This is a genomic window from Allobosea sp. TWI1241 (assembly GCF_039673065.1).
GTDB lineage: Bacteria > Pseudomonadota > Alphaproteobacteria > Rhizobiales > Beijerinckiaceae > Allobosea.
Genome location: NZ_JBDJKW010000003.1, coordinates 78,160 through 93,962 on the forward strand (window position 1 = coordinate 78,160; position 15,803 = coordinate 93,962).

At 69.5% G+C, this 15,803-nt stretch carries 18 protein-coding genes; 8 read left to right on the plus strand and 10 right to left on the minus strand.

The genetic code is table 11. The features are described from left to right. Positions 1–221: 221 nt before the first annotated feature. The gene (locus ABE438_RS05540; protein WP_465248558.1) at positions 222–875 is read right to left on the minus strand and encodes a peptidase S14; all 654 of its coding nucleotides are present in this window, start codon (positions 873–875) and stop codon (positions 222–224) included. Between the two features lie 470 nt (positions 876–1,345). Between ABE438_RS05540 and ABE438_RS05545 the strand changes: the two genes are divergently transcribed. Both ABE438_RS05545 and ABE438_RS05550 read left to right on the plus strand, forming a co-directional pair. Further along, the gene (locus ABE438_RS05545) at positions 1,346–3,340 is read left to right on the plus strand and encodes a BCCT family transporter (protein ID WP_346501546.1); all 1,995 of its coding nucleotides are present in this window, start codon (positions 1,346–1,348) and stop codon (positions 3,338–3,340) included. 182 nt (positions 3,341–3,522) lie between these two features. After that, positions 3,523–4,533 (plus strand): sensor histidine kinase, encoded by a 1,011-nt coding sequence (locus ABE438_RS05550; RefSeq protein ID WP_346501547.1) that lies wholly within the window; start codon positions 3,523–3,525, stop codon positions 4,531–4,533. 73 nt (positions 4,534–4,606) lie between these two features. Here the strand turns inward: ABE438_RS05550 and ABE438_RS05555 are convergent, their stop codons facing one another. Both ABE438_RS05555 and ABE438_RS20360 read right to left on the minus strand, forming a co-directional pair. Then, on the minus strand, positions 4,607–5,965 hold the full coding sequence (locus ABE438_RS05555; RefSeq protein ID WP_346501548.1) for an NAD(P)H-dependent oxidoreductase: 1,359 nt from the start codon (positions 5,963–5,965) through the stop codon (positions 4,607–4,609). A 210-nt stretch (positions 5,966–6,175) separates the two neighbouring features. Then, on the minus strand, positions 6,176–6,469 hold the full coding sequence (locus ABE438_RS20360) for a helix-turn-helix domain-containing protein (RefSeq protein WP_465248559.1): 294 nt from the start codon (positions 6,467–6,469) through the stop codon (positions 6,176–6,178). Between the two features lie 167 nt (positions 6,470–6,636). On the opposite strand from ABE438_RS20360, the gene ABE438_RS05565 reads away from it, so the two are divergent. Beyond that, positions 6,637–6,924: a hypothetical protein gene (locus tag ABE438_RS05565; RefSeq protein WP_346501549.1), complete on the plus strand. Its 288-nt coding sequence runs from the start codon at positions 6,637–6,639 to the stop codon at positions 6,922–6,924. Between the two features lie 72 nt (positions 6,925–6,996). On the opposite strand, the gene ABE438_RS05570 is transcribed toward ABE438_RS05565, so the two are convergent. Next, positions 6,997–7,455, minus strand: a complete 459-nt coding sequence (locus tag ABE438_RS05570) for a hypothetical protein (RefSeq protein WP_346501550.1) — start codon at positions 7,453–7,455, stop codon at positions 6,997–6,999. A 189-nt stretch (positions 7,456–7,644) separates the two neighbouring features. On the opposite strand from ABE438_RS05570, the gene ABE438_RS05575 reads away from it, so the two are divergent. Next, on the plus strand, positions 7,645–8,289 hold the full coding sequence (locus ABE438_RS05575; RefSeq protein ID WP_346501551.1) for a hypothetical protein: 645 nt from the start codon (positions 7,645–7,647) through the stop codon (positions 8,287–8,289). 113 nt (positions 8,290–8,402) lie between these two features. Then, positions 8,403–9,149: a transporter substrate-binding domain-containing protein gene (locus ABE438_RS05580; protein WP_346501552.1), complete on the plus strand. Its 747-nt coding sequence runs from the start codon at positions 8,403–8,405 to the stop codon at positions 9,147–9,149. A gap of 10 nt (positions 9,150–9,159) precedes the next feature. Here ABE438_RS05580 and ABE438_RS05585 read toward each other — a convergent pair whose 3' ends face one another. The 6 genes from ABE438_RS05585 to ABE438_RS05610 form a co-directional block, all read right to left on the minus strand. After that, a complete protein-coding gene (locus tag ABE438_RS05585) occupies positions 9,160–10,098 on the minus strand; it encodes a threonine ammonia-lyase (RefSeq protein WP_346501553.1) in 939 nt (312 codons plus the stop codon). Next, positions 10,095–11,135 (minus strand): succinylglutamate desuccinylase/aspartoacylase family protein, encoded by a 1,041-nt coding sequence (locus tag ABE438_RS05590; RefSeq protein WP_346501554.1) that lies wholly within the window; start codon positions 11,133–11,135, stop codon positions 10,095–10,097. The genes ABE438_RS05585 and ABE438_RS05590 overlap by 4 nt, the downstream gene beginning before the upstream one ends. 116 nt (positions 11,136–11,251) lie before the next feature. After that, on the minus strand, positions 11,252–12,034 hold the full coding sequence (locus ABE438_RS05595; protein ID WP_346501555.1) for a transporter substrate-binding domain-containing protein: 783 nt from the start codon (positions 12,032–12,034) through the stop codon (positions 11,252–11,254). Positions 12,035–12,080: 46 nt separating this feature from the next. After that, a complete protein-coding gene (locus ABE438_RS05600; protein WP_346501556.1) occupies positions 12,081–12,812 on the minus strand; it encodes an amino acid ABC transporter ATP-binding protein in 732 nt (243 codons plus the stop codon). Next, a complete protein-coding gene (locus ABE438_RS05605; RefSeq protein ID WP_346501557.1) occupies positions 12,799–13,449 on the minus strand; it encodes an amino acid ABC transporter permease in 651 nt (216 codons plus the stop codon). Before ABE438_RS05605 ends, ABE438_RS05600 begins: the two co-directional genes overlap by 14 nt. After that, complete coding sequence (locus tag ABE438_RS05610; RefSeq protein WP_346501558.1) at positions 13,446–14,105, minus strand: amino acid ABC transporter permease; 660 nt, start codon at positions 14,103–14,105, stop codon at positions 13,446–13,448. Before ABE438_RS05610 ends, ABE438_RS05605 begins: the two co-directional genes overlap by 4 nt. A gap of 148 nt (positions 14,106–14,253) precedes the next feature. Between ABE438_RS05610 and ABE438_RS05615 the strand changes: the two genes are divergently transcribed. From ABE438_RS05615 to ABE438_RS05625, 3 genes are all read left to right on the plus strand, one after another. Further along, positions 14,254–15,039, plus strand: a complete 786-nt coding sequence (locus ABE438_RS05615) for an IclR family transcriptional regulator (protein ID WP_346501559.1) — start codon at positions 14,254–14,256, stop codon at positions 15,037–15,039. A 117-nt stretch (positions 15,040–15,156) separates the two neighbouring features. Beyond that, the gene (locus tag ABE438_RS05620) at positions 15,157–15,363 is read left to right on the plus strand and encodes a hypothetical protein (protein ID WP_346501560.1); all 207 of its coding nucleotides are present in this window, start codon (positions 15,157–15,159) and stop codon (positions 15,361–15,363) included. 97 nt (positions 15,364–15,460) lie between these two features. Next, positions 15,461–15,787 (plus strand): polyhydroxyalkanoic acid system family protein, encoded by a 327-nt coding sequence (locus tag ABE438_RS05625; protein WP_346501561.1) that lies wholly within the window; start codon positions 15,461–15,463, stop codon positions 15,785–15,787. Positions 15,788–15,803: the final 16 nt, after the last annotated feature.

Here is a 15,803-nt window from a genome sequence, read left to right on the forward strand (position 1 = left end):
GCGTTTCGGATGGGTGTCGACCCCGCGCCCTCAAGGTCGGCGAACGGCCGCTAGACCGCCACCTCGATGCGTCCGTCGTGCCGGCCTGTGTTGTCGATCTCCACGATGCGCGCCGGGTGCTCGGCTCATCGAAGCGGACTGGGCGGCTCATGCCGAGAGCTAGCCCTGCGGGCCGGAAACGCCCCTCAATCAGCGCGGGCCCTCTCTGTGGAGGCGACCGCCTAGAGCACGCCCTCGATCAGGCCGAGCTGCCGCGCCTCTTCCGCTTCGAGATACCAGTTCTCGGGGGCGCGGCTCAGCACCTGCTCCATGGTCACCGCCGAGCCGGCGATCAGGTTTTCAAAGCCCTCGTTCTGGATGCGGATCGACTGCTCGATCTCGTTGAGCTTGGCCTTGAGATTGGCGACGCAGGTGGTGAGGGGGCCGTCGAGCGTCACCGTCGCCTGGAGCTTGCGCTCGTGGATCATCAGCCGCGTGCCGCGCGAGAGATAGCGGTTCGAACGGGTGAAGAAGCTCATGAACGTGGCGCCCGCCGAATAGATCGCCGCCTTGCCGAGAAAGACGAAGCGCCGCGCCGGCTCCAGCGCGCTGTGGAAGCGGATGTCCTCCCCCATCATCCGCGCCACCTCCGGATCGCCGCCCAGCGTGCTGAGCTCGACGACGACGAGGCCCTCGGCCGGGGCCGCCAACAGCCGGTCGCGGAAGAAGGCGTACATCTGGTTGTCGACGGCACCGGCGAGCAGGATCGGCGGATTCATGAAGTCCCGTGCTTGCAGGCTGCGCCCGTGCAGATCGCCCGCCTCCGGGCTCTCCTGCGGCGCGAACCCGCTCGCGGCGCCCGCCGTTCCGCCTGTGGTGAAGCCTTGATCCGCCATGTCCGCTCCTCGTCCGTCTTGTGCGAAAATGCCCGAGGCGAGGATCGGTTCCGTCCCCGGGCACCATGACCGGATGCGCCCGAAACGGGCCGTTTGCGGGAACCCTGCGCCGCTTTCCGCGTAGTCTTGCTTCAGGGACGCCTTGCGCCATGCGCATGGCGTCCGTCACCAGGCCGGGGGGCTTAGCGCTTTGCAACCGAACCACGCCGATTCGACCGCGCACTGCGCGCACCGAAGCGAACGCATGCCGCGCGCGCGGCCGTCTCCCACGCAGCGTCGCAATCGCCGTGCCAAGGCCGCGATCGGCCCTGCCGAGCCCGAGCGACCACCTCACGCCGCCATCAGACGCAGACGCTGATCCGACCGTGCCACCGGGGGTCTTCTGCGCCCGGTGCCTCCTTATCGCCAGTACCGACAGACGCTTTTCAGGACGCTGCCCCGGCAGCTCCGCCTTTTCCGGGACCGTCGCCATGCCCAAACCTTTCGTGATCAACCCGCCGGTGTTCTTCGGCTCGCTGCTCATCATCGGGCTGTTCCTGGCTGTCGGCGTCGTGCTGCCCTCGCAGGCGGAGGCGATCTTCAGCGCCTTGCAGACGCGCATCCTCGCCGGCTTCGGCTGGCTCTATTTGCTGGCGGTCGGGGTCTTTCTCGCCGCGATGCTGCTGCTCTGCTTCAGCCGCTCCGGCGATCTCAAGCTGGGGCCCGACGATTCGACGCCGGATTTCAGCTTTGTCTCCTGGGTCGCGATGCTGTTTGCCGCCGGCATGGGCATCGGCCTGATGTTCTACGGCGTCGGCGAGCCGATGACGCATTACCTCACCCCGCCGACGGCCGAGCCGCGCTCGGTCGCCGCGGTGCGCGAGGCGATGTCCGTCACCTTCCTGCACTGGGGCATCCATGCCTGGGCGGTCTATGCCGTGGTCGGCCTGTCGCTCGGCTATTTCGGCTATCGCTACAACCTGCCGCTGACCATCCGCTCCGGCCTCTATCCGCTGCTGAAGGATCGGATCAACGGGCCGATCGGCCATGCGGTCGACATCTTCGCGATCGTCGGCACGGTGTTCGGCCTGGCGACGTCGATGGGCGCCGGCGTCACCCAGATCAATTCCGGCCTCAACTTCCTGCTCGGCGTGCCGATCGCGGCGCCGGTCCAGCTCGCGATCATCGTCTTCGTCACCGGACTTGCGACCATCTCGGTGCTGACCGGCCTCGACAAGGGTGTGCGCATCCTCTCGGAGCTCAACCTGCTGGTGGCGATCCTGTTGATGCTGTTCGTGCTGCTCGTCGGCCCGACGACCGAGCTGATGCGCGATTTCGTGCAGAATCTCGGGCTCTATCTCGACAGCATCGTGCTGCGCACCTTCAACATCTACGCCTATCAGCCGACGCCGTGGATCGACGCCTGGACGCTGTTCTACTGGGCGTGGTGGATCTCCTGGTCGCCCTTCGTCGGCATGTTCATCGCCCGCATCTCGCGCGGCCGCACGGTGCGGCAGTTCATCGTCGCGGTGCTGTTCATCCCGGCCGGCTTCACCTTCCTCTGGATGACCATCTTCGGGAACACCGCGATCTTCATCGACAAGGGCGTAGCGGCGGGGGCGCTGGGCACCGCGATCGCGCGCGATCTCTCGGTCGGGCTGTTCGAGTTCTTCACCTATCTGCCCTTCCCGGCGATCACCTCCACCCTCGCCATCATCCTGGTCGCGATCTTCTTCGTGACCTCGGCGGACTCCGGCTCGCTGGTGATCGACTCCATCGCCGCCGGCGGCGAGACCGAGACGACGACGCTGCAGCGGGTGTTCTGGTGCGGCTTTTCCGGGCTGGTCGCCGCGGTGCTGCTGCTGGCCGGCGGGCTGGCGGCGCTGCAATCGGTGACGATCGCCAGCGCCCTGCCCTTCGTGCTGACCATGCTCGCCCTGCTCTGGTCGCTGCTCGTCGGCATGCGCTCCGACCTGGCGCAGCAGCGGGCCGGCCTCGGCGGCGCCGCCACCGTCCCCGCCCATCCCGCCTCCGCCATCCCGTGGCAGCGGCGGCTGGCGCTGATGCTGCGCGCCCCGCGCGAAAGCGAGGTGAAGGCCTTCATCGAGCAGCATGTCCACCCGGCGCTGGCGCAGGTCGCGGGCGAGCTGACGGCGCGCGGGCGCCCGGCGAGCGTCGAGGACGGGGAAAACGGCGCTGTCGCGCTGCGCGCCACAGCCGAGACGGTGCGCGACTTCATCTATGGCGTCGCCGTCGCTAGCCACCGGGTGCCGGTGCTGTCGCCGCTGGTCGCCGGCAAGCCGGAGATGCGCTTCGAGGCCCGCACCTATTTCTCGAACGGCAGCAGCGGCTACGACGTGATGGGCATGGGGCGCGACCAGCTGATCGGCGACGTGCTGCTCCAATTCGAGCGCTATCTGAGCCTGGTGCAGTCTCCCGAGGCGCAACTGGTCCAGGCGGCGCCCGAGCATCTCCCCGATTCCTGAGCCCCGGATCGGCGATCCCCGTCACAGCCCGGCCGGCCTGACGAGCCGGCAAACCTTCGGCACGCGAAAAAACCGCGCGCGTGGCGGAACCCGGACGCCATTTGCGCGTAGTGACGCGTTGAGGGCGACTGGGCCGTGTGCTTGTCGTGTTTCCCACGGGCCGGGGGGCAGTTGCATTGCCGTTGAACGACGCACTCACGAGATTGCGCTCGCGCGAGGACGAGCTGACGCGCGTCCAGCGCATCGGCCAGATCGGCGGCCTCGAGGTCGATCTGCGCGAGGGTGGCTTCCGCAATACGCGCTCGCCGGAATATCTCGCCGTACACGGGCTCCCGCCCGACGCCGTCAACGAAAGCCACGAGGCCTGGGTCGCGCGAATCCATCCGGAGGATCGCGACCGCGTCCTCAGCCATTTCCACCGCAGCGTCTTCAGCGCCGATATGGACTACGAGTGCGAATACCGCATCGTGCGGCCCTCCGATGGCGAGACTCGCTGGATCCTCGCCAAGGCCGAGATCCAGCGCGACGCCGCGGACAAGCCGATCCGGCTGGTCGGCGCCCATATCGACATCACCGCGCGCCGCACCGCCGAGGAGCAGCGCGAGCTGATCGCCCGCGAGCTGCAGCACCGCATCGGCAACATTTTCGCCGTGGTCGGCAGCCTGATCTCGATGGCCGCACGGGCCGAGCCGGCCTCGGCCAAATTCGCCGCCGACATCGCCGGACGCATCGCGGCGCTGAGCCGGGCGCACAGCCTGGTGCTCGACCCCAAGGACGACGGCGCTAGCGACAATCTGCTCGATCTCGTCGGCCGGCTGATCGCGCCCTATCGTTCCGGCGAGCCGCCTCAGATCACCGTCGCAGGCGCGCATGTCGCCGTCGGGCGCGCGGCGGCGACCGCGATCGCGCTGGTGATCCACGAGCTCGCGACCAACGCCGTCAAGCACGGCGCGCTGTCCGTGCCGACCGGCCATGTCGAGATCGCGATCGAGGCGGCGGACGAAAGGGTGCTGCTGCGCTGGTCTGAGCGCGGCGGGCCGGTCATCGTCGGGGCGCCGCAGCGCCGCGGCTTCGGCAGCCTGCTGGTTGACCGGGCCGTCAGCGCGCAGCTGCGCGCCGAGATGCAGTTCGACTGGCAGCCCGCCGGCCTCGTCGTCACGATCGACATGCCGGCGGCCCGGATCCGGGTCTAGCGCGCCAAGCGGGCCTGCGCCGCGCACAGAGAGCCGCGCCTTTGCCGGGCGGCCCGCTGTTGGCGAGCGCGCCTCAAGCCCCCGCCGCAGCGGCCGGGGCGAAGGCGGCCTCCATCTCGCGGCGCACCCTGACCGCCAGGCTGCTCGCGTCATAGTCGACATCGGCCCAGCGCAGGCGCTCGCCCGCCTTGACCGCGCTCTTGAGCTTGACCTTGTGGGCGAGGCCGAGCGGCAGATAGCCCTGCGCCAGCGAATCCGCCGCCGGGGTCTGCTTGCCCCAGACGCAGAAGCCGCCCTCGCCGTCGAGCATCTCGCCGGCGGCGAGATCGCGCTTCGCCGTCGCGACCACGTCGGAGTTGAAGCAGACCGGTGCGCCGGTGGGCTCGCGCCGCAGCGCCACCGAGGCGACCGAGAGCCCGAGTTCGAGCCCGATCATATGCGTCGGCCGGTAGAGGCAGGCATAGCGCCCCGTGCTGTCGGGCAGCATCGCATATTCGCGGAAGCACTCGCGCGTATAGGCGCTGTCGCTCTCGATCACCACGAAGGTGCCCATCGGCAAAGCGTGGGCGACGTCCTTGCCGGCGCGATCGATCGAGGAGGTCACCTCGGTGACGCCGGCCTTCTCCAGCAGGCCGCCCTCGCTGCGCGGCTTGCAGATCTCGGCATGCTCGAAGCGGCTTGCCGGCGGAAAGGACAGCCCCTCCGCCTGCGCCTGCAGGCCGGTGGCGTTGCACACCGCCGTCATCTCGATGCCCGACTTGGTGCCGTCGATGAAGGAATTGAACATCTTCGGGTTGATCGAGCTGCGGTCGCGGATCTTGATGTAGCTGTCGAGGATGTCCCAGACCGTGTCGGGCGTGGAGGCATGATAGGTCGGGTGGTAGCGCGTGCCCTTGCCCGCCGCGACCACGGTGAAGCCGCAGGCCCGCGCCCAGTCGACCTGCTCGCAGATCAGCGCCGGCTGGTCGCCCCAGGCCAGCGAATAGACCACGCCGGCCGCCCGCGCCTGGCGCGCCAGCAGCGGCCCGGCCAGCGCATCCGCCTCGACATTGACCATGACGATATGCTTGCCGTTGGCGATCGCCGCCTGGGCGAAGCGGATGCCGGTGCCGGGATCGCCGGTCGCCTCGATGATCACCTCCACGGCCGGATGGGCGATCAGCCGGTCGGCATCGTCGAGGATCGCGGTCGTGCCGCGCGCCAGCGCATCGTCGAGCGAGGCGGCACCGTATTGCTGCTCCGGCCAGGAGGCGAGCCTCAGCTGGGCCCGCGCCCGCTGCGGATCGAGATCGGCGACGCCGACGAGATGCAGGCCCGCGGTCAGCCGGCACTGGCTGGCGAACATGGTGCCGAACTTGCCGGCGCCGATCAGGCCGACGGTCACCGGCCGGCCCGACGCCTGCCGCTCGAGAAGCATCCTGTGGAGATTCATGCTGACGATCGTCCTCCCGCTGCGCGTCCGCATCGCCGCCGGGCCGCGCGGGGCCGAAGGCGCGGCCCACCTGCGGACAAGCCCGGCCCGGTCGCGTCTGCCTCCCCCCGCGGCCCATTCTCGGTCGAGCCTTCGACGTCTGGCGGAAGGCTACAGCATCGCCGCGCGGGCTGGGAACCGGTGTCCGGCGCCGGCCGGCCATGCCGGCGCTCAACCGGGCGGGCCGGCCGCCGGCTCGGGGATGGCGTGGCCCTCGGCCGCGTAGCTGCCGAGCTTGTTGCGGAGCGTGCGAATGGCGATGCCGAGGAGCCTTGCGGCGCGGGTGCGGTTGCCGCCGGTTTCGCGCAGGGTCGCCAGGATCAGGTCGCGCTCGACCTCGGCGACGGGCAGGCCGACGAGCCGCTCCACCGCGCCGGTCTCGCCGCCCGTCCCGGCATCCGGGTCACGCTCCAAATCCCGGTCACGCTCCGTGGGCCGGGCTGAATTCTGGTCGAGGTCGTGCATCGCTCACGCTTGCCTTTCTCGCCCCCATCGCCCCGTCTGCCGGCGGGCAGAGCAGCAGCGCATGGTTAATGAAAGGTAAAATCGGCAGAGGCGACATTGACCGGGCGCCGACATGGCGGGCGACGCGACATCTTGCCCCCGCGAGCGGTTCCGGTGAGAATGGCGCCATGAGCAAGCCCCTTCTGACCGCAGCGGCCTGCGCCGCTCTTCTCGCCGCCTGCGTCCCCACCCGCGAAGCGCCGCCGGTGGTCCAGCCGCAGGCCTCCGCCGCCAAGATGATCATTCGCGACGGCGGCTCGCTCGTCCTGCCGGACGGAACGCGCGTTGTCCCTGACGCCGCCGGCGGCTTCTCGCTGCCCAATGGCGACTATGTGCAGCGCCACCGCAGCGGCGCGCTGATCCTGCCGACGGGTGCGCGCTGCGCGCCGACGCCATCCGGATATCGCTGCCCCTGAGCGGCACGCGACACGTCTTCTCTTGAAGGAGACGGGGCGCGGCCACCCTTGGCCGCCGCGCCCCGTGCCTGATCAGCTCTTCAGGCGGGCGTTGCACTGGCTCCAGTAGCCGCCGCCCTTCTGGATCCACTTCAACTCGCCATTGGCGTTGGCGGCCTTGTTGGCGTTGTACTGGTCGGCGCAGGTCTTGAGACGGGCCTTGCCGGCGGTCTCTTCCGAATATTTCGGCGCGACGGCCTTGGGGAACACGGCCGGCTTGGCCTTGCCCATCGGCTTGGCGGGCATCGTGTTGGCCGGCGCCGTGGCGGCGGGCGCCTCGTTCACCGCCGCGGCGGCTTCCGCCTCGGCAGCGTCGTCGTCACCGCACTGCGCGGCGCGGAACTGGTTCCATGTCTGGCCCTTGAGCGTGTTGGCGGTCTTGGCCGCCTGATACTTCACGCTGCACTCCTTCATGGAGAGTGCGGATGCCGGAGACGCGACGAAGGACGCCGCGAGACAGGCCGCGGCAGCCGACAGGACGAGATTTCTCATGGGAGCACTCCTTGGCGATGAGCCGTACTCATCCGCCTCAATCTAGGCGAGGATGCGACATTCCGCCACCATTCCGCAGCACGGCGCCGCGGCTGATTCGGAGCCTGCCAAGGAACCCTGGCGCCGCTGCTTCGTTACCTGCATCGAACCTGCCGATTCCATGCTCGGATCAGAGACGGAGCTTTGACGATGGACAGCGACAAGCGGATGCCCCCGGACGTGGAGAACGCCCAGGACCGGATCGAGGATGCCGCCGAGGGCGTGGCCGATCGCGCCGCGGATTTCGCCTCGCGCGCGGTCGACGAGGTCAAGGATCGCTATGACCGGACCAAGGCCAAGCTGGCTGAGATCGACCCGGCCGAATCGCTGCGCGATGCCGGCCGTTATGTTCAGGAGGCTGGCGAGGCGGCGGTCGATACCGTCGAGCGTCATCCGCTGGCGGCCTTCGCGCTCGGCGCGGCCAGCGTCGGCCTGATCGCCTGGGCGATCACCGGCCGCCGCGCCTCTTCGGAGTGGACCACGCTGCCCGACACCGGCCGCTTCACCCGCCTGCTGCGCGACTATGGCGAGGAGGCGCTGCAGACCGGCCGCAGCCTGCTCGGCAGCGGCCGCGAGCAGCTCGACAATTCGCGCGACTACCTCTCGCGCGGCCGCGACTATATCGACGCCGGCCGCGACTATGCCCGCGAGGGCGGGCGCCTGCTGGTCAAGCGCAGCCAGCGCGAGCCGCTGGCGGCCGCCGTCGGCGTCGGCCTGGCGCTCTATGCCGTTGCCTCGCTGCTGGGCTCCGGCTCGGCCAAGGCGCAGCCGGCCCGCCGCCGCACCAAGCGCTGAGCGCAGCGACATACATAGCCGGGCCGGCCGTGGCAGACGCCGCGGCCGGCCTTCGCTTGTCCGCGGCAGCTTTCGCAGCGCATAACGGCATAACGCTGCCAGGGAGCGCCGCCATGCCGTTCGAAGCCGACCTGCCGCCGCCGTCGCCGATCCTGCGCGAGCGCCTGGCGCCGGGGAACCTGCTGCGCGCCGGGATCAACCTCTCCAATTTCCTGCTGGTCAGCGGCCGCTCCTCCTCGGGCGAGCCGGAAGGGGTGGCGCCGGACCTGGCGCGGGCGCTCGCGGATCATCTCGGCACGGGCCTGCGCCTCGTGCCCTATGCCAATCCCGGCCTGCTGGCCGATGCTGCCCCGCGCGATGAATGGGATGTCGGCCTGATCGGGGCCGAGCCGCAGCGCGCCGAGGCGATCCGCTTCACCCCTGCCTATGCCGAGATCGCAGCGAGCTATCTGGTGCGGGCGGATTCGCCGCTGCGCGCGATCGCCGATGTGGATGCCGAGGGCGTCAGGATCGCGGTCACCGGTCGCACGGCGTATGGGCTCTGGCTCGACCGCGCCATCCGCAAGGCCGAACTAGTGCGCTCCGCCACTCTCGACGACGCCGCGCGCGATTTCGCCGAGAAGCGGCTGGACGCGCTGGCCGGCCTGCGCCCGCGCCTGCTGGCGGACGCCGTCGCCATGCCGGGCACGCGCATCCTCGATGGCCATTTCATGACGGTCCAGCAGGCGATCGGCGTGCCCAGGGCCAAGGCCGAGGCGGCGGACTACCTCGCCGGCTTCGTCGCCGCGGCCAAGCGCTCCGACTTCGTCGCAGCCCTGATCGCGAAGCACGGCGTGCAGGGGCTGAGCGTCGCCGCCTGACGCCGGCGCCTCACGTCCCGTCGGTGCCGGCGCCGCAGACCAGCGCGCAGATGCGGGCGCCGGCCGGCGGCACATAGCGCCCCGAACGCAACGCCGCCACCGCGGCAGCTCCCGACAGATCGGCGGCGATGCCGAACTCGAACCAGAGCGCGCGCGCCGCCTCCTCCATCTCCTCGTCGCTGATCAGCACGATCTCGTCGACATGGCGCGAGGCCTGCTCGTAGATGGCCTGGTCGGTGCGCCGGCAGGACATGGTGGCGACGCGGGTCTCCAGCCTGTCGAGCGTCACGAGATGCCCGGCGGCGAAGCTGGCATGCAGGGTCGGCGAGCCATAGGGCTCGATACCGACGATGCGCACCCTGGGCTTCAGCGCCTTCACCGCAGTCGACAGGCCGGTGATCAGCCCGCCGCCGCCGATGGCGACCAGCACCACGTCGACATCGGGAATCTCGTCGAGGATGTCGAGGCCGAGCGTGCCCTGCCCCGCCACCACCACCGGATCGCTGAACGGGTGGGCATAGGTCGCACCCGTCTCCTTCGCGAAGGCCAGCGCCGCCTCGTTGGCGTCGTCCCAAACCGCGCCGACGATCTCGACATCGGCGCCCCAGCGCTTCAGCTTAGCGACCTTGTCGGCCACGACATTGGACGGCAGGAAGATCTTGGCCCGGGCGCCGAGCACATGGGCGGAGCGGGCGATGGCGAGCCCGTGATTGCCGCCCGAGGCCGTGACAACGCCGCGCGCCAGCTGCTCGGGCGCCAGCGTCAGCAGCCGGTTCATCGCGCCGCGCGCCTTGAAGGAGCCGGCCGCCTGCAGCAGTTCGAGCTTGAGCGTCACCGCACCGCCGAAATCGGTCCCGCTGCCGAGCTGGCCAAAGGGCAGGATCGGAGTGCGCCGGACATAGGGCGCGATGCGGGCGCGGGCGGCGCGGATATCGTCGAGCGCGATCACGACAGGCTCCCGCGATAGGGTGCGGCGACGATCAGGCAGCAATTGCCCGGCTTGACCCGGCCCGGCTGGCGCCGCCCGTAGAGAATACCGTCGGCGGCGTAATGCAGCGTCTCGGGCGCCCGGGTCGGGTCCCAGGTGCAATGGATGCGCCCCGCCGGCTGGCCGGCGCTGACGCGCGCGCCATTGGCGTGGAAGGGCTCGAACACCCCGTCCATGGTGGCGTAGACATAGGCCGAGATGCCGGGCAGTTCGAGCACCTCGCCATCGCCGCGCCGTGGCTGCGGCGCCTCCTGCGCCAGAATGCCGAGATGGTCGAGCACATTGGCGACGCCGCGCCGGCAGACCTTCAGCGCCTCCAGCGAGACGGTGCCGCCGCCGGCCATCTCGGTGCCGACCGTGACCAGCCCCTGCCGGCAGGCGGTCGCCGTCGCGGTGCGCGGCTCTCCGAGATTGGAGATCACCACCGTCATCGGCGCGTCGAAGGCCCTGACCGCCGCGACGTTGCGGCGATGCAGCTCGGGATCCTCCGTCGGCTCGACGATCGCGCTGGGAATGATGTCGAGCGAGGAGCCGCCCGAGTGCAGGTCGAGGAAGGCGTCGCCCAGCGGCAGGATATGGTCGCTGACATAGGCGGCGATCTGCTGGGTGATGGTGCCGCGCGGATCGCCCGGGAAGCTGCGGTTGAAGTTGAGCCCGTCCACCGTCGAGGTGCGCTGGCCGCCGATCACCGCGTGGACATTGTTCGCCGGCATCAGGATCAGCCGGCCCTGGACGCGGCCCGGATCGAGGTCGCGGATCATCTCGCAGATGGTGATCGGCCCCTCATACTCGTCGCCGTGATTGCCGCCTTCGAGGATGGCGGTCGGCCCCGTGCCGTTCTTGATGATCGCCACCGGCACGCGCGTCGCGCCCCAGGCGTCGTCATGCGGCGAATGCGGGATCATCAGGAAGCCGACCTGCTTGCCGTCCTTCTCGGGATCGACGGTGAGGAAGGCCGAGGACGGCCGCGGCGCGGGCTTCTGGCGGGGCTGGGTCATGGCGGGGCTCGGGACAGAGGGATCGCGATGGCACGCGCGGGACTGAGCCGCTCCGGGCGGAAGCGGGCAGGATGAGGAGCGTTCCCCGCGCAGAGCGGGGAACGCGTCGCGGGCCGTCAGAGCGTCGGCAGCGGGTCCATCGGCATGTCGAGATATTTCCGGTGCAGCCGGTCGAGCTCGCCGTTCATCGAATTGAAGAAGATGAAGCCGTCGAGCCAGCGCACCAGATTATGCTGGTCCATCTGCACGCCCATATGGGCGGGGCTGCGCCGGATCACGAACTTGCGCTCGAACTCCTTGTTGGGGTTCTGCTTGGCCAGCGCCTGCGCCACGATCGAGTTCGTGGCGAGGAGATCGGCCTGGCCGGTGATGTAGGCCGCCGCAGCGGTGGCGTCGTCCTCGGTGCGCATGATCGAGGCCTTCGGCGCGGTGGAGGTGATGGCGAGCTCCTGCGTCGTGCCCTTGGCGGCGGCGACGCGGTTGGAGCCGATGGTCTCCGCACTGGTCACCGGCGAGGCCTTGGCGCCGTAGACGGCCAGGAAGGTGTTGGCATAGGGCGCGGTGAACTGGATCTGCTTGGCGCGCTCCGGCGTCAGCCCCATCACCGAGATCACGATGTCGACCTTGTCGGTCAGCAGGAAGGGGATGCGGTTGGCGCCGGTGATCTGCTGCATCTCCAGCTTCACGCCGAGGCCCTTGGCCACCATCTCCGCCAGCTCGATGTCGAAGCCGACCGGCTTGCGGCTGGCGTCCTGCGAGCCGAAGGGCGGCGCGTCGAGCGGCACGCCGATGCGTACCACGCCCTTCGACAGGATGTCCTGGAGCTTGTCGGCCCGGGCTTCCGCCGCGCCGAAGGCAGCGATGGCCATCGCCGCGAGACCTGCAAACAGCTTGCGCATCGTCTTCTCCCCTCGTTGTCGTGACCGGGACCGGTCCCTTTTGGCCTCAGTGCAGGACCGCGCTGAGGAAGGTCGTGAGTTCGGGCGTATTCGGCGCGGCGAGCACCGCCGCGGCCTGGCCTTCTTCGTGGATGCGGCCCTCGTGCATGAACACGACGCGCGAGCCGAACCGGCGGGCGAAGCCCATCTCGTGGGTGACGAGCATCATGGTCATGCCCTCCTCAGCCACGGATTCCAGAACCTTGAGCACCTCGCCGGTCAGCTCGGGGTCGAGCGCCGAGGTGACCTCGTCGAACAGCATCAGCTTCGGCCGCATCGCCAGCGAGCGGGCGATGGCGACGCGCTGCTGCTGGCCGCCGGAGAGCTGCGCGGGATAGGCGTCGAGCTTGTCCTCCAGCCCGACGCGGCGCAGCACCTCGCGGGCGATCTCGCGCGCCTCCTCGGGCGGCTGCTTCTTCACCACCCGCGGCGCCAGCGTGATGTTGTCGCTGACCGAGAGATGCGGGAACAGGTTGAACTGCTGGAAGACGATGCCGACCTGCTGCCTGAGCTTGCGCAGATTGGTGGCCGGGTCGTTGACCTTGACCCCGTCGACGGTGATCGCGCCGGCCTGGATCGGCTCCAGGCCGTTGACGCAGCGCAGCAGCGTGCTCTTGCCCGAACCCGAGCGGCCGATCACCGCCACGACCTCGCCGGCGGCGATGTCGAGCGACACCCCCTTCAGCACCGGCACGGCGCCATAACTCTTGCTGACATCCCGGATTTCAACGAGCGACATCGAGCTTCCGCTCGAGCGAGCGGCTCCATTGCGTGAGGGGGAAGCACATCGCGAAATAGATGCAGGCGACGGTGATGTAGACGGCGAAGGGCTGGTAGGTGCCGGCTGCGGTGAGCTGGCCCTCGCGGGTGAGCTCCACCAGCCCGATCACCGCCGCCAGCGAGGTGTTCTTGATCAGCTGCACCAGGAAGCCGACGGTCGGCGGGATGGCGATGCGCACCGATTGCGGGATGATGACGTGGCGCAGCTGCTCGGTGAGCGAGAGCCCGAGCGAGGCGCCGGCCTCCCACTGCGTCCGGGCGATAGAGGTCAGCGCGCCGCGCCAGATCTCGCCGAGGAAGGCCGCGCCATAGACCGAGAAGGCCACCGCCGCCGCCAGCCACGGATTGACCGAGATACCGATCAGCGGCAGGCCGAAGAAGATCAGGAAGAGCCAGACCAGCAGCGGCGTGCCCTGCACGACATGGATGTAGCAGGCCGCCAGCCAGCGCAGCGGCGCCACCGCCATGATCCGCATGATCGCGATGGCGAGCCCGAGCACGGAGGCGCCGATAAAGGCGGTCGCGGTCAGGGCGAGCGTCCAGCGCGCCGCCGCGACCAGGTACATGACGTCGACGAGGCCGAATTCGCGGATCATCGGACGAACACCAGCCGGTAGACCAGGGCGAACAGCCCGCGGAAGCCGAGCGCCAGCCCGAGATAGAGCACGCCGATCACCGTGTAGACCTCGAAATCGCGGAAGGTGCGCGACTGCACGATCGAGGCGGCGTGGAACAGGTCCTCGACCGAGATCTGCGAGGCGACGCTGGTCGCCAGCATCAGCAGCACGAACTGGCTGGCCAGCGCCGGGAACATCGCCTTCAGCGCCGGGAAGACCACGATGTAGCGGAAGACCTGCAGGCCCGAGAGCCCGAGCGAATGGCCGGCCTCGATCTGCGCCTTGGGGATCGCTTCCAGCCCGGCACGGACGATCTCGGTGGTGTAGGCGCCGAGATTGATCACCAGCGCGATCATCGCCGCGGTGAGCCCGTCGAGCCGCAGGCCGAGGCTGGGCAGGCCGAAGAAGATCAGGAAGAGCTGGACGAGCAGCGGGGTGTTGCGGATCACCTCGACATAGGCGCCGATCAGCGTCCTGAGCCAGGTCGGCCCATAGGTGCGGCCGGCGGCGCAGAGAACCCCGATCACCAGCCCGCCGATCATCGCCACGGCCGAGAGCAGCAGCGTGACCATCACGCCGTCGAGGATCGATTCCCACGCGGCGAAGACGTCCCGAAACTGCAGGCCGTATTTCATCGCGGCCGCCTCCGCCCGCTTCGGACGCGGCGGCGCTGTGCGGCCCTGGACCTGTGCGCCGATGGCGACATGTCGTTTTCCCCTCTTTACGGGGAGGCTGGTTTGTTTCTTATTTGATGTCAAGCTTCACATATGAAACGAGAACGGCATGAGCGAGCCCATCGATCCGCCGGCCGAGGACCGGACCGCCTATGCCGCGCCGGCGCTCGAAAAAGGGCTCGACATCCTCGAACTGCTCGCCGAGGTCGGCGAGCCGATGTCGACCCGCGCCATCGCCGAGAGCCTGAAGCGCTCGAAAAGCGAGATTTTCCGCATGGTCTTCGTGCTGCAGCAGCGCGGCTATCTCGAGCGCGAGCCCGGCTCCGACCGGCTCGGCTTGTCGCGGCGGCTGTTCGACCTCGGTATCCGCACGCCCGGCGGCAAGCAGCTCACCGGCGTCGTCCTGCCGCTGATGGAGCGCTTCAGCGAGGAGACCGGCCAGGCCGCCCATCTCGTGGTGATCAGCCGGGCCCAGACGGTGGTGCTGGCGACGACCGCCGGCCATCTCGACGCCAGCGTGATCGTTAGGCCGGGCTATGGCCGCCCGGCGCTGGAGGCCAATTCCGGCCTGCTCATCCTCGCCTTCCAGTCGCAGGCGCGCCGATTGGCGCTGATGCGCCATGCCGACGCGGCGACGCAGGACCTGCTCGCCGCCCCCGAGACATTGCAGATTTTCGCGCAGATCCGCGAGGACGGCCACCGCATCGCCCCCAGCCGCGACATCCTCGCCGTGACCGACATCGCCTGCCCGGTGCTAGGCCGCGCCGGCCATGCCGAGGCGGCGATCCTGGTGCCCTGCCTGCGCCGCCACGGCGTCGCCACCGACGAGCGCGCGATTCTCGCCGCCCTCAAGGCGCGGGCGCAGGAGGCGGCGCTGCACCTGCCCTATGGCTGAGAAATCGCGCAATCGGGCGCGATTGCCCCATGCGGACCGCATGACGGCCACAGACTATCCAAGATCGCGCGCGAAAACCCTCCTCACAGCAACAAGGGGCGCAAGAGGAGGATGTCGATGAGCCAGACCCAGACCCACACCGAAGCGCCGGTGATGACCGATCCGGAATGGATCGCGCTGGAGAGCATCAGCGAGGAAACCCGCCGCTTCATCTTCGGGGACGCCATGCTGCGCTTGCTCCAGGGCCGCGGCTTCGCCGAGCCCGGCGACGAGCGCTGGAACGTGACGCCGGAAGGCCAGCAGGCGCTCGAGGCGCGCAACTGACCACGTCCGCCCGCTCAGGCGGGACAGGCTTGCATCACGGTCGCCGACCGCCCATCTGCGGCGGACGCGATCCGTTTGCGCCCGGAGGCCCGTCCCGATGAAGCGTCCCGTCACCGTCAGCATTTCGCATTCGCTCGGCCGCGACGGCGCCAGGGGGCGTCTCGTCGGCGGGCTCGACCGCGTCAGGGACCGTATCGCCGGCTTCGGCCTGAGCCTCGTCGAGGAGCGTTGGGAGGCCGATACCCTGCATTTCGGCGTCGCCGCGCTCGGACAGACCGTGTCCGGCCGCATTGAGGTCGAGGAAGACTTGGTCAGGGTCGAGGTCGCCCTCCCCTGGCTTCTCGCCAGCTTCGCCGACAAGCTGCGCGACCGCGTCGAGGCGCAGGGGCGCATCCTGCTCGAACATCTCCCCAAGAAGAGCTGAGAAGCGGCCCGCCGCG

Coding starts and splice junctions, on each gene's coding strand:
- ABE438_RS05540 (WP_465248558.1), bottom strand. CDS start 875: ATGGCGGATCAAGGCTTCACCACAGGCGGAACGGCGGGCGCCGCGAGC.
- ABE438_RS05545 (WP_346501546.1), top strand. CDS start 1,346: ATGCCCAAACCTTTCGTGATCAACCCGCCGGTGTTCTTCGGCTCGCTG.
- ABE438_RS05555 (WP_346501548.1), bottom strand. CDS start 5,965: ATGAATCTCCACAGGATGCTTCTCGAGCGGCAGGCGTCGGGCCGGCCG.
- ABE438_RS20360 (WP_465248559.1), bottom strand. CDS start 6,469: ATGCACGACCTCGACCAGAATTCAGCCCGGCCCACGGAGCGTGACCGG.
- ABE438_RS05565 (WP_346501549.1), top strand. CDS start 6,637: ATGAGCAAGCCCCTTCTGACCGCAGCGGCCTGCGCCGCTCTTCTCGCC.
- ABE438_RS05570 (WP_346501550.1), bottom strand. CDS start 7,455: ATGAGAAATCTCGTCCTGTCGGCTGCCGCGGCCTGTCTCGCGGCGTCC.
- ABE438_RS05575 (WP_346501551.1), top strand. CDS start 7,645: ATGGACAGCGACAAGCGGATGCCCCCGGACGTGGAGAACGCCCAGGAC.
- ABE438_RS05580 (WP_346501552.1), top strand. CDS start 8,403: ATGCCGTTCGAAGCCGACCTGCCGCCGCCGTCGCCGATCCTGCGCGAG.
- ABE438_RS05590 (WP_346501554.1), bottom strand. CDS start 11,135: ATGACCCAGCCCCGCCAGAAGCCCGCGCCGCGGCCGTCCTCGGCCTTC.
- ABE438_RS05595 (WP_346501555.1), bottom strand. CDS start 12,034: ATGCGCAAGCTGTTTGCAGGTCTCGCGGCGATGGCCATCGCTGCCTTC.
- ABE438_RS05600 (WP_346501556.1), bottom strand. CDS start 12,812: ATGTCGCTCGTTGAAATCCGGGATGTCAGCAAGAGTTATGGCGCCGTG.
- ABE438_RS05605 (WP_346501557.1), bottom strand. CDS start 13,449: ATGATCCGCGAATTCGGCCTCGTCGACGTCATGTACCTGGTCGCGGCG.
- ABE438_RS05610 (WP_346501558.1), bottom strand. CDS start 14,105: ATGAAATACGGCCTGCAGTTTCGGGACGTCTTCGCCGCGTGGGAATCG.
- ABE438_RS05615 (WP_346501559.1), top strand. CDS start 14,254: ATGAGCGAGCCCATCGATCCGCCGGCCGAGGACCGGACCGCCTATGCC.
- ABE438_RS05620 (WP_346501560.1), top strand. CDS start 15,157: ATGAGCCAGACCCAGACCCACACCGAAGCGCCGGTGATGACCGATCCG.
- ABE438_RS05625 (WP_346501561.1), top strand. CDS start 15,461: ATGAAGCGTCCCGTCACCGTCAGCATTTCGCATTCGCTCGGCCGCGAC.